At 73.7% G+C, this 11,667-nt stretch carries 12 protein-coding genes; 11 read left to right on the top strand and 1 reads right to left on the bottom strand.

Annotated features, from left to right (window positions below):
• Window positions 1-155: 155 nt before the first annotated feature.
• The 3 genes from AMOR_RS24740 to AMOR_RS24750 are packed head-to-tail and all read left to right on the top strand — an operon-like array spanning window position 156 to window position 1,966.
• Entirely contained in the window at window positions 156-815 is a 660-nt protein-coding gene (locus AMOR_RS24740) for a MotA/TolQ/ExbB proton channel family protein (RefSeq protein WP_248355125.1), read from the top strand.
• 30 nt (window positions 816-845) lie between these two features.
• On the top strand, window positions 846-1,376 hold the full coding sequence (locus AMOR_RS24745; RefSeq protein ID WP_248355126.1) for an ExbD/TolR family protein: 531 nt from the start codon (window positions 846-848) through the stop codon (window positions 1,374-1,376).
• A gap of 5 nt (window positions 1,377-1,381) precedes the next feature.
• Window positions 1,382-1,966, top strand: coding sequence for an ExbD/TolR family protein (locus AMOR_RS24750; RefSeq protein ID WP_248355127.1), 585 nt, complete (start codon window positions 1,382-1,384; stop codon window positions 1,964-1,966).
• 12 nt (window positions 1,967-1,978) lie between these two features.
• On the opposite strand, the gene AMOR_RS24755 is transcribed toward AMOR_RS24750, so the two are convergent.
• A complete protein-coding gene (locus tag AMOR_RS24755) occupies window positions 1,979-2,359 on the bottom strand; it encodes a TraR/DksA family transcriptional regulator (RefSeq protein ID WP_248355128.1) in 381 nt (126 codons plus the stop codon).
• A 202-nt stretch (window positions 2,360-2,561) separates the two neighbouring features.
• Here AMOR_RS24755 and trmFO point away from each other — a divergent pair, with 202 nt between their 5' ends.
• The 8 genes from trmFO to argF all read left to right on the top strand — a co-directional run bounded on the left by trmFO (window position 2,562) and on the right by argF (window position 11,588).
• Window positions 2,562-3,884 carry a methylenetetrahydrofolate--tRNA-(uracil(54)-C(5))-methyltransferase (FADH(2)-oxidizing) TrmFO gene (gene trmFO, locus AMOR_RS24760; protein WP_248355129.1) on the top strand — a complete coding sequence of 441 codons (1,323 nt, stop codon included), beginning with the start codon at window positions 2,562-2,564 and terminating at the stop codon, window positions 3,882-3,884.
• Window positions 3,869-5,521, top strand: coding sequence for a hypothetical protein (locus AMOR_RS24765; RefSeq protein ID WP_248355130.1), 1,653 nt, complete (start codon window positions 3,869-3,871; stop codon window positions 5,519-5,521). The genes trmFO and AMOR_RS24765 overlap by 16 nt, the downstream gene beginning before the upstream one ends.
• 69 nt (window positions 5,522-5,590) lie before the next feature.
• A complete protein-coding gene (locus AMOR_RS24770; protein ID WP_248355131.1) occupies window positions 5,591-6,376 on the top strand; it encodes an ROK family protein in 786 nt (261 codons plus the stop codon).
• A gap of 9 nt (window positions 6,377-6,385) precedes the next feature.
• A complete protein-coding gene (gene xerC, locus AMOR_RS24775) occupies window positions 6,386-7,342 on the top strand; it encodes a tyrosine recombinase XerC (protein ID WP_248355132.1) in 957 nt (318 codons plus the stop codon).
• An 87-nt stretch (window positions 7,343-7,429) separates the two neighbouring features.
• Window positions 7,430-7,975 carry an ATP-dependent protease subunit HslV gene (hslV, locus tag AMOR_RS24780; RefSeq protein ID WP_248355133.1) on the top strand — a complete coding sequence of 182 codons (546 nt, stop codon included), beginning with the start codon at window positions 7,430-7,432 and terminating at the stop codon, window positions 7,973-7,975.
• A complete protein-coding gene (gene hslU, locus AMOR_RS24785) occupies window positions 7,976-9,397 on the top strand; it encodes an ATP-dependent protease ATPase subunit HslU (RefSeq protein ID WP_248355135.1) in 1,422 nt (473 codons plus the stop codon).
• 58 nt (window positions 9,398-9,455) lie between these two features.
• The gene (locus AMOR_RS24790) at window positions 9,456-10,658 is read left to right on the top strand and encodes an acetylornithine transaminase (protein WP_248355137.1); all 1,203 of its coding nucleotides are present in this window, start codon (window positions 9,456-9,458) and stop codon (window positions 10,656-10,658) included.
• A 3-nt stretch (window positions 10,659-10,661) separates the two neighbouring features.
• Window positions 10,662-11,588, top strand: coding sequence for an ornithine carbamoyltransferase (gene argF / locus AMOR_RS24795; protein ID WP_248355139.1), 927 nt, complete (start codon window positions 10,662-10,664; stop codon window positions 11,586-11,588).
• Window positions 11,589-11,667: the final 79 nt, after the last annotated feature.

An 11,667-nucleotide genomic window follows, 5' to 3' on the forward strand; every position in this document is an offset into this window, starting at 1 on the left:
CGGGCGCCGTCGCCATTTCCAGCACATGCTCGAGGCGTCTGCGAGCGGCCGCTCGCTTGACACCCTGTGCGGGGCCCTGCTATCGAAAAACGCTGTCCATTCGCGGATGAAGCGCACAGTGGGTGCGCTTTCCCCACCCAGCGCAGAGGATCGAGATGCTCCAGTCCCTGGCCCAGTTCATCGAAGACGGCGGCCCGTTCATGAAGGTCAACATCGTGACCTCGATCGTCGCGGTGGCGATCATCGTGGAGCGGATGATCGTGCTCGCCTTCCGGTTGAACCTGAACGCCGGGCCGTTCATGGAGCAGATCCAGAAGCTCGTCCTCTCCGGCAACGTCGATCGCGCGGTGAAGCTCTGCGGCGCCGCGCCGAAGGCGGCGCTCTCCCGCGTGATCCGCGCCGGCCTCACCCGCGCGAACCGCGGGGATCAGGAGGTCAGCCGCGCCCTCGAGGAGGCGGTGCTCGAGGTCTCCCCCCTCGTCACGCGCCGCATCGCGGCGCTCTGGTCGCTCGCGAACGTCGCGACGCTCCTCGGCCTCATCGGCACCATCACCGGCCTCATCGGCACGTTCAAGTCGCTGGGCGCCGCGAGCCCCGAGCTGAAGCAGCAGATGCTCTCGAAGGGCATCGCGGAGGCCATGAACAACACGGCGTTCGGCCTCACCATCGCGGTGACCTGCATCATCGCCCACCTGCTCCTCACGTCGAAGGCGAAGGCGATGGTCGAGGACGTCGAGTACAACGCGCTCCGCCTCGAGAACCTGCTGTCCCGCCGCGGCGCGGGCGAGGCGAGCGTCGAGTCCGCGGTCGGGTAGCCGGCGTCCCCGTTCGAGCGCGAGGGAGCCATGCGGCGCCGGGTGCACGTGGAAGAAGACACGGGCGAGCTGAACATCGTCCCGTACCTCGACGTGGTCGTGAACCTCGTCATGTTCATGCTGCTCAGCATGACGGGGCTCCTCGCGTTCGGCGTCCTGAACGTCTCCGCCCCGAAGATCGCGGAGGGCGCGGTCGCCGGCGAGGCCGCGGAGCAGCCGAAGCTGCTCCTCACGGTCGCCATCGGCCGCGACGGCTTCTACATCGCCGGCGCGGGTGGCGTGCTCGGGCAGGACGCGGCGACGCCGGACGCGCAGCGGCCTCCGACGATCGCGAAGCGCGAGGGGAAATACGACTTCGCCGGGCTGACCGACGCGCTCGCGCGCATCAAGGAGAAGTTCCCGAAGGAGCAGACGGTCATCCTCTCCGCGGATCCCGGCGTCGAGTACGACACGCTCATCCAGACGATGGACGCGTGCCGCGACCGCAAGGTCCCGGGCGCGGACGGGAAGCCGACGCACGAGAAGCTCTTCCCCGCCGTGTCGCTCTCGCTCATCGGGTGACGCCCATGACCTCCGCCGCGCAGAAGCCCGCGCCCACCCGCGCCGTGCTCGAGAAGGAGAAGGAGCAGCGCGCGTACCGGCGCGCGCGCCGGAAGGCCCGCGAGGCCGCCGGGGAGATCAAGGAGCTCAACATCGTCGCCATGATGGACATGATGACGATCCTCCTCGTCTTCCTTCTCAAGTCGTACCAGGCGTCCACGCTCAGCGTGAACATGGACCCGCACGCGCTCACGCTGCCGGCGTCCACCACGCAGGAGAAGCCGACCGAGGCCATCACCATCACGGTCTCGCAGAAGGACGTCTCGGTGAACGACCGGCACGTCGTCGCCGTGGAGAACGGCGCGATCCCGGCGAGCGCGAAGGGCGGCAAGGCGGACTCCTTCTACGTCGCGGCGCTCTACGACGCGCTCAAGAAGGAGGTCGACAAGCAGAAGTACATCGCCCGGTACAACACGAGCGCCCGCTTCGAGGGCCGGGTGAGCCTCGTCGCCGACAAGCACATCGCCTACCGGACGATCATGGAGGTCCTGTACACCGCCGGGCAGGCCGAGCTCGGCGACTACAACTTCCTCGTGCTGAAGAACGAGTAGGGGGAGCGCCGGCTAGAGCGTCGGCGGCTCCTGCGCGAGGAGGGATCCGCGCTCGCGCCGCTGCGCGCACTCCGTGCAGAGGAGCGCGTACGGCAGCGCGGCCAGCCGGCGGGGATCGATCTCCTGCTCGCAGTCACGGCACACGCCGTACTCGCCCGCGTCCACGCGGGCGATCGCCGCGTCGATCTGCGAGATCTCGCGGCGCTGGTTCTCGGTGAGGCGCGCGAGCGTGTAGGCCTCGTGCTCGGTCTGGGCGCCCTCCTCGAACTCGGGGTCCCGCTCGGCGGAGCGGAGCGCATCGAGCTCGGCGTCGGCGCGCCGGGTGGTCTCCAGGATCGTGCGGCGGCGGCGCTGCAGCTCGGCCCTCAGTGCCTGGAGGTCCTGGTCGCTCACGTTGCGTTCCTTTCGCCGGGACGATAGATGGAGCGCGCCCGGCCACGCCCATCCCGTGCCGCCGCCGTCCGCCGGGCCCGGGTCGCGCTCGCAGACGAAGATGCGCACCCCGGCACGGAGCGGCCAGGACGTCGGAGATCCACCCGAACGGTAAGGGCCGGGCAGCCTGGCTGCCAGGCTCGACGGGGAGGCGAGGAGTCGCATGCGGACGGGGCACGTGTCGGTCATCGGTGGCGGGCTGGCGGGGAGCGAGGCCGCCTGGCTGCTCGCCGAGGCCGGCCTCGACGTGGAGCTCGTCGAGATGAAGCCGGCGCGCCGCTCGCCGGCGCACGTCCTCGACGGTCTCGCGGAGCTGGTCTGCTCGAACTCGCTCCGCTCGGACAATCCGCAGAACGCGGTCGGGCTCCTGCACGAGGAGCTCCGCCGGCTGGGGAGCGTCGTGCTCGCGGCCGCGGACGCGACGCGCGTGCCCGCCGGGGATGCGCTCGCCGTGGACCGGGAGCGGTTCAGCGCGCTCGTCACCGAGCGCCTCGCCAGTCACCCGCGGATCCGGCTCCGCCGGGAGGAGGCCACGGCGCTCCCGCCGCCGCCGGGGCTCGCGCTCGTCGCGACCGGTCCGCTCACGGGCGAGGCGCTCGCCGCCGAGATCTCCGCGCTCGCGGGCGGGCGCCTCCACTTCTACGACGCGATCGCGCCGATCATCGCCGCGGAGTCGATCGACATGACCATCGCGTACGCGCGATCGCGCTACGGGAAGGGGAGCGGGGACGACTACCTGAACCTGCCGCTCGACGAGCCGCAGTACCGCGCGTTCGTCGCGGCGCTCCTCGCCGGCGAGAAGGTGAAGCCGCACGCGTTCGAGGAGCCGCGCTACTTCGAGGGCTGCCTCCCGATCGAGGTGATGGCGGAGCGCGGCCCCGACGTGCTCGCGTACGGGCCGATGAAGCCGGTCGGCCTCGAGGACCCACGCACCGGCCGGCGCCCGTTCGCGGTGGTGCAGCTCCGCTGCGAGGACACCGCCGGTACCGCGTGGAACCTCGTCGGGTTCCAGACCCGCCTCACCTGGCCCGAGCAGAAGCGGATCTTCAGGGCGCACCTGCCCGGACTCGCCGGCGCCGAGTTCGTCCGCCTCGGTCAGATCCACCGCAACACGTTCCTCGAGGCGCCCCGCGTGCTCGCTCCGGACCTGTCGTCGCGCGAGCGCCCGCACCTGTTCTTCGCGGGCCAGATCACGGGCGTGGAGGGCTACGTCGAGTCCACCGCCTGCGGCCACCTCGCCGCGCGCGCGATGCTCGATCGGCTCGCCGGCCGCGACTTCCGGCCGCCGCCGGCCGCGACCGCGATGGGGGCCCTCCATCGACATCTCACCGGCGCCGCGCATCCGGCGGGGTACGATTACCAGCCGACGAACGTGGTGTTCGCCCTCTTTCCGGAGCTGACGGGCCGGCACCGCGGGAAGGCCGCCCGCAAGGACGCGCACGTCGAGCGCGCCCGGAAGGAGCTCGAGCCGTGGCTCACGCCGTGAGGACAGGGGAGCGCGCCGCACCATCCCTCCGCGCCGTCGCGTGGTTCCCGGCGGCCATCCTCGCCTTCGCGCTGGCCGCGTGCACGTCCCAGCGCAGCACCGAGCAGGGCCACCCGGCGGGGCTCGGCCGGCGCGTCCTCGAAGGGAAGGTGCGCGCCCTGCACGCATCGCCCGACGGGGCGTGGCTCGCGGTGCTCGACCGGTGCGGCGAGGCGGCGGCGCCGTTCCTGCCGCCCGGCACGGGCAGCTGCGACCTCGAGGTCGTCCCGTCGGCGGGCGGGGCGCGCGTGCGCGTCGCCGGGGCGGTCACGACCCTGCCTCAGGGCGTCGCGTGGGCCGACCGGCTCGCCGCGCTCGCGCAGTACGACTATCCGAGCGGGAGCGGCACGCTCGTCGAGTGGCGCCCGGGCGCGGCGGCGCGCGAGATCGCCGGCGGGGTCAGCTTCTACGCCTTCGGGGCGGGCGGCGAGCTCGCGTTCGTCGCCGCCGGCGAGCTGTCCGTCGCGACGGCCGACGCCCCGCCGCGGGTCGTCCCGGGCACGACCGGCGCCGCGTCCTTCGAGCTCGCGCCCCTCGCCTCGCCGCGCGGAGCCGGCGGAAGCCCGGTGGCCGTGCTGGTCCGGCGCCGCGCGGCCGCGGGCGGCGAGCTCCTCGCGGTCCCGGCGAGCGGCCGCGCGCGCGCCGTCGCGGCGCCGGTCGCCGACTACGGGTACGCGCGGCGCGGGGACCGGTTCGCGTTCACCGTCGTCCAGCGCGACGGCGCCGAGCTGCGCGTCTCCACGGCCCGGCTGGACGCACGCGCCGCGGCCGTCGCCCGCGGCGTCCGCGCCTTCGCGTTCGCGCCGGAGGGCGACGCCCTCGCGTACGTCTCGGACGCGCTGCCCGGCAAGCAGGGCGACCTGCACGTCCGCGACGGGCGCGGCGCGGACCGCCTCCTCGGCAAGGACGTCGGGGAGTTCGGCTGGGCGACCGCGGCGGCCCGGCTCGTCTGGCTCGAGGGCTACGATCCCCGCGTCCGCTCCGGCACCGTCGGCGCCGGCGGGCCGGACCTCGCGCCGCGCACGTTCGGCGCCCACGTGTCCGACGTGGCGATCTCGTCCGACGGACGGCACGTCGCGTTCCTGCAGCACACCACGCGCGGTGGCTACTCCGTGGACCTCCGGCTCGCGCACCTCGACGCTCCGGGGCCGCCGCGCGCCGACCTGGTCTCCGCCGGCGTCTTCGGGTTCGCCTTCTCCCCGGACGCCCGCTGGCTCTACTACCGGACCCGCTGCACGGAGAACGCCGACGCGTGCGACGTCGAGCGGATTCCGGCGGGCGGGCTCCCGGCGGGAGCGAAGCCCCAGGTGATCGCGCAGGGGCCGCGCAGCTTCGATCTCGATCCGCGCGATCCGGAGCGCGTCGTGCTCGCCTGGAAGCGCGGCGACGGGGACGCGCTCGACCTCGGGGTGTGGGATCACGGTGCGCTCGTCCGGGTGGACACCCGCGTGCTCGCCGGGTCCGCGCAGCTCCTCGGCCCCGACGGCCGGCGCATCGCCTACGCCGTCGTCGATCCCGCGCGGGCGGGCGTGTACGTCGCCGCCCTCCCGGAGCGTCGGGCGGAGGCGGCGCCGCCACCATCCGTTGACGGTCGGTGAGCGCCCCCGCGCGGGGGGCGCCCCCGCGGAGCGCCGTTCCCGCGCGGCGCGGCGGCTACTCTCGGTGTCGTGGCGAGGCGCGCGAGGGCGCGGGGGCTGCTGACCCTCTGCGTCGACATCGGTGGGAGCGGCGTCAAGGCGATGCGGGTCTCCACCCGCGGGACGCCGGTCTCGGAGCGCGTCCGCGTCCCGACCCCGCGGCCGGCGACGCCGGCGGCGGTCCTCGGCGCGCTCCGGACGCTCATCGCAGCGGAGGGGCCGTTCGACCGCGTCGCGGTGGGCTTCCCCGGCGTGGTGGAAGGCGGCGTCGTCCGCTCCGCGCCGAACCTCCACCCGTCGTGGGCTGGGGTCGACCTGGGCGCCCGCGTCGAGCGGCTCACCGGGCGACCGGTCCGGGTGCTGAACGACGCCGGGATGCAGGGCTTCGGCGCGGTGGAGGGGAGGGGCGTCGAGGCCTGCGTGACGCTCGGCACCGGGATGGGGTTCTCCCTCTTCGTGGACGGTGCCTACGTCCCGAACATCGAGCTCGGGCACCATCCGCTGCGCGGCCGCCGCACCTACGAGCAGCTCGTGGGCGCCGCCGCCCTCGAGCAGATCGGCAGGAAGAAGTGGAGCCGCCGCGTGGCGGACGTGCTCGATCAGGTCCAGGCGACCTTCAACCCGCGGGCGATCTGGGTCGGCGGCGGCAACGCCAAGAAGCTCGGGGTGGCGCTGCCGCGGAACGTGCACGTGGTCGCGAACGTCGCCGGGCTCCTCGGCGGTGCGCGCGCCTGGGATCGGCTGCCCGCCCCGGCGCCCCGCCGCGGGGCCGCGCGACGCCGGCCGGAAACTCGCCGCCGCCGCGCCGCGCGGTAGGCTCGTCGCGTGCCTCCCGACCGCGACGCGCTCCCCGTCGAGCTCCGGCGCTTCGTCGCGTACCTCGAGACCGAGCGGCGCGCGTCGGCCCACACGGTGAGGGCGTACCTCGTCGACCTCGGGCAGTGGTCCGCGTACCTCGCCGAGGCGGGGCAGCCGGTCGTCCCGGCCTCGCCCGCGCTCGTCCGCGGCTTCCTCGCGCGCCAGGCCGGCGAGGCCGGCGCGACGAGCCTCGCCCGCAAGCTCTCCGCGCTCCGGTCGCTGTACCGGTTCCTCGTCCGCGAGGGGCTCGCGCCCGGAAACCCGGCGCGGGCCGTGGCGAGCCCGAAGCGGCCGAAGCGACTCCCGGAGGTGCTGCCGGAGGAGGAGGTCGCCGCCCTCGTCGAGGCGCCGGCGCACCTCACGGCGCCCCTCGAGCTCCGCGACCGCGCGTTCCTCGAGCTGCTCTACGGGAGCGGGCTCCGCGTCTCGGAGCTCACCGGGCTCGACGTCGCCGACGTCGATCTCCCGCAGCGCCTCGTGCGCGTCCTCGGCAAGCGGAACAAGGAGCGGATCGTGCCCTTCGGCCGGACCGCGGCGGAGGCGGTGGAGCGCTGGCTCGACGGCGGCCGGCCGGTGCTCGCCGCGCAGCCCGGGCACGCCGGCCACGAGGGCGCGCTCTTCCTGAACTGGCGCGGCGGTCGGCTCACCAGCCGCTCGGTCGCGCGCCGCCTCGATCGATGGGTGCTCGCGACCGGGCTGCCGCGGCACGTTCACCCGCACGTCCTCCGCCACTGCTTCGCGACCCACCTGCTCGGGAACGGCGCCGACCTCCGCGGCATCCAGGAGCTGCTCGGCCACGCGTCGCTCTCGACGACGCAGCGGTACACGCACCTCGACTGGAAGCGGCTCGCGGCGGTGTACGACGCGGCCCACCCGCGGGCGCGAGCGGCCGCCGCGCCCCGCCGTGGCGGCGCGAAGGGGTAGAGCCTCGCGGCTCGCAAGGGGCCGCGCCCGCGCCGCCGCGCACGCGCGCGCATTGCCCCTCCCGCCGCGCCGCGCTACGACATCGCCATGCGCCCGATGCACGGAACGACCGTCCTCTGCGTTCGCCGCGAGGGGCGGGTGGTGATGGCGAGCGACGGCCAGGTGACGCTCGACAAGACGGTGATGAAGGCGAGCGCCCGGAAGGTGCGGCGGCTCGCGGAGGGCAACGTGCTGGCCGGCTTCGCCGGCGCGACCGCCGACGCGTTCCAGCTCTTCGAGCTGTTCGAGAAGAAGCTGAAGGAGCACGCGCGCTCGCTGCCGCGCGCCGCGGTGGAGCTCGCGAAGCAGTGGCGCACCGATCGCCTCCTGCGGAGGCTCGAGGCGCTGCTCGTCGTCGCGGACCGGGAGCACGTCCTCGTCCTCTCCGGCGCGGGCGACGTCATCGAGCCGGACGCGGTGACCGGCGGGGCGGTGGCGGCCATCGGGTCGGGCGGACCGTACGCGCTCGCCGCGGCGCGCGCGCTCCTCGCCCACTCCCCGCTCGACGCGCGGCACGTCGCCGAGGAGGCGATGAAGCTCGCGGCGGAGATCTGCATCTACACGAACGCGAACCTGACGATCGAGGAGCTCTAGATGCCGATCAAGCCTCCCCAGGAGCTCGCGCCGAAGGAGATCGTGGCCGAGCTCGACCGGTACGTGGTCGGCCAGGCGCAGGCGAAGCGAGCCGTCGCCATCGCGCTCCGCAACCGCTGGCGCCGGCAGAAGGTGACGCCGGAGCTGCGCGACGAGATCCTCCCGAAGAACATCGTGATGATCGGCCCGACCGGCGTCGGCAAGACCGAGATCGCGCGGCGGCTCGCGCGCCTCGCCGGTGCGCCGTTCGTGAAGGTCGAGGCCTCCAAGTTCACGGAGGTGGGCTACGTCGGCCGCGACGTCGACTCGATGATCCGGGACCTCGTCGAGGCCGCGGTGAAGCTCGTGAAGGAAGAGGAGATGGTGAAGCTCCGCGAGCGTGCGCGGGAGACGGCGGAGGAGCGCGTGCTCGACGCGCTCGGGTACGGCGGCGGGCTCGGGATGGGGTTCCGGAGCGTCGCGGCGCGCGTCCGCGGGGAGCCCGAGGCGGAGCACGCACCCTCGCCCGCGGGCTCTCGCGAGAAGGCGCGCGCCCAGCTCCGCGCCGGGACGCTCGACGACGACCTGGTCGAGGTCGAGCTCCAGGAGAAGCCGGCGATGCCGGCGATGCCGTTCATGGGCCCGGGCATGGAGGACATGGCCCAGGGGCTCCAGGACATGATGCAGAACCTGGGCAACAACCCGCTCGTCTCGATGCTCGGGGGCGGCGCGAAGAAGCGGAAGCGGAAGGTCAAGGTGAAGGAGGCGCTCGAGCTCCTCACGCAGGAGGAGGCGGCGCGGCTCGTGGACATGGAGCGCGTGACGCGCGAGGCGCTGGAGCGCGCGCAGAACGCGGGCATCGTGTTCATCGACGAGATCGACAAGATCGCGGGCGGCGACACGTCCGGCGTGCGCGGCCCCGACGTCTCGAGGGGCGGCGTGCAGCGCGACCTGCTGCCCATCGTGGAGGGCTCGAACGTCAACACCAAGTACGGCACCGTGAAGACCGACCACATGCTCTTCATCGCCGCGGGGGCGTTCCACGTGGCGAAGGTGTCCGACCTCATCCCCGAGCTGCAGGGCCGGTTCCCGATCCGCGTCGAGCTCGAGCCGCTGCGGCGGGAGGACCTCGTCCGCATCCTGAAGGAGCCGCGGAACAGCCTCGTCCGGCAGTACACGGCGCTGCTCGCCACCGAGGGCGTCGACGTCCAGTTCCGCGACGACGCCGTGGACGAGATCGCCGGCATCGCGGCCGACGTGAACGAGCGCATGGAGAACATCGGCGCCCGGCGGCTGCACACGGTGATGGAGCGGCTCCTCGACCAGATCTCGTTCGATGCCGACGGGCTCCGCGGCCAGCGGATCGTCATCGATGCCGCGTACGTGAAGGAGCGCCTGCAGGGCATCGCGGAGGACGAGGACCTGTCGAGGTACATTCTGTAGGGCCGCCCGGCGAGAAAGGCTCTGGAAAGCCGCGGCGTTCGGCTGATATAAGCCCTGAATGACCGGCAACGAGTCCGTCGCGCAGCGCGCGCAGAAGGTCCTCACCCCGAACTATCGCCAGTCCATCGCGCTCGTTCGCGGCGAGGGCGTGCGCGTGTGGGACGCCGACGGGAAGGAGTACCTGGACTTCCTCGGCGGCGTCGCCGTGAACGTGCTGGGGCACTGCCACCCCGCGCTCGTCGCGGCCCTCGAGGCGCAGGCGCGGACCGTCTGGCACGTCTCGAACCACTACTTCATCCCGCGCCAGGTCGAGCTCGCGGAGGCCCTGCTCGCCGTGACGCCGTGGGCGCGCCGCGCCTTCTTCTGCAACTCGGGCGCGGAGGCGAACGAGGCGATGCTGAAGCTCGCCCGCAAGTATCACTCCGACCGCGGCCACCCGGAGCGGAACGAGATCGTCGCCTGCCACGACTCGTTCCACGGCCGGACGCTCTTCACGGTCACCGTCGGCGGGCAGGAGAAGTACCGGCACGGGTTCGAGCCGGTGGTCCCCGGCGTCCGCCACGTGCCGTTCGGCGACGTCGCCGCGCTCGAGGCGGCCGTCGGCGACCGCACCGCGGCGTTCATCGTGGAGCCGATCCTCGGGGAGTCGGGCGTCGTCCCCGCGCCCGAGGGCTACCTGAAGGCCGCCCGCGAGCTCACGCGGAAGCGGGGCGCGCTGCTCCTGCTCGACGAGGTCCAGACCGGCATCGGCCGGACCGGGAAGACGTGGGCGCACGAGTGGGCCGGCGTGACGCCGGACCTCATGTCGTCGGCGAAGGCGCTCGGCGGTGGCTTCCCGATCGGCGCGCTGCTCGCGACGGAGGAGGTCGGGGCGCACCTCACGCCGGGGAGCCACGGCTCCACGTTCGGCGGCAACCCGCTCGCCTGCGCCGTCGCGCTCGCGGTCCTGAAGGAGCTGCGCGAGGGCGTGCTCGAGCGTTCGCGGGAGGTCTCCGCGCGGCTCGTCGCCGGGCTGGAGAAGCTCCGCGCGGGCGGGCGCGTCGACCGGATCCGCGGGCAGGGCATGCTCCTCGGCGTCGTCGTGAAGGGCGTCGCCGCCGGCGAGGTGATGAAGGCGGCGCGCGCCCGCGGCCTCCTCGTGAACGCCATCGGCGACGACGTGCTCCGGCTCGCCCCGCCGCTCACCCTCACCGCCGCGGAGGCGGACCTCGCCGTCGAGCGGCTCGGCGCCGCCCTCGCGGCCGCGCCCGCGAAGGCCTAGACCATGACGGACACCCGGCAGAAGCGCGACTTCCTCCGCCTCACCGATCTCGATCGCTCCGAGCTGCTCGACCTCCTCGAGCGCGCCGCGGAGTGGAAGCTCCTCGGCAAGAACGGCCCGCGCCCGCTCGAGCGCCAGACCGTCGGCCTCGTCTTCGAGAAGGCGTCCACCCGGACCCGCGTCTCGTTCGAGGTCGCCGCCTACCAGCTCGGCGGCAACGCGCTGATGCTGTCGCCCCGCGACACGCAGCTCGGCCGCGGCGAGCCCATCCGCGACACCGCCCGCGTCCTCGCGCGGTACGTCGACTGCCTCGTCGTGCGGACCTTCGAGCACACGAAGCTCGAGGAGATGGCGCGCTTCGCCGACGTGCCCGTCGTGAACGCGCTCACCGACTCGTCGCACCCGTGCCAGCTCCTCGCGGACCTGCTCACGATCACCGAGCGGTTCGGCGCGGACGCGCTCGTGAAGCCAGGGCTCGTCGTGGCGTGGATCGGCGACGGGAACAACATGGCGAACAGCTGGCTCGAGGCGTGCGTGCTGCTCGGGTTCGAGCTGCGCCTCGCGTGCCCCGCGAACTACGATCCCGATCCCGCGCTCCTCGCCAGGGCCGGGAGCCGCGCGCGCGTCGTGCGCACTCCGGCGGAGGCGGCCACCGGGGCGCACGTCGTGAACACCGACGTCTGGGCGAGCATGGGGCAGGAGGCGGAGGCGGAGGAGCGCAAGCGCCGCTTCGCCGGGTTCATCGTGGACGAGGCGCTCATGGCGAAGGCGCGCCCGAACGCCATCGCGCTCCACTGCCTCCCCGCCCACCGCGGCGAGGAGATCACCGAGGGCGTGCTGGAGGGTCCGCAGTCGGCGATCTTCGACGAGGCGGAGAACCGGCTGCACGCGCAGAAGGCGCTCCTCGAGCTCCTGCTCGCGAACCGCTGAGGCAGGCGCGACGGCGCGCGTGTCCCGGGCTCATGGTAGGCACCCGTCGATGTCCGGCGGTCCGTTGACCGCGGCGACG

Origin of the sequence: Anaeromyxobacter oryzae, assembly GCF_023169945.1 — a bacterium.
In the GTDB taxonomy this organism is placed as follows: domain Bacteria; phylum Myxococcota; class Myxococcia; order Myxococcales; family Anaeromyxobacteraceae; genus Anaeromyxobacter; species Anaeromyxobacter oryzae.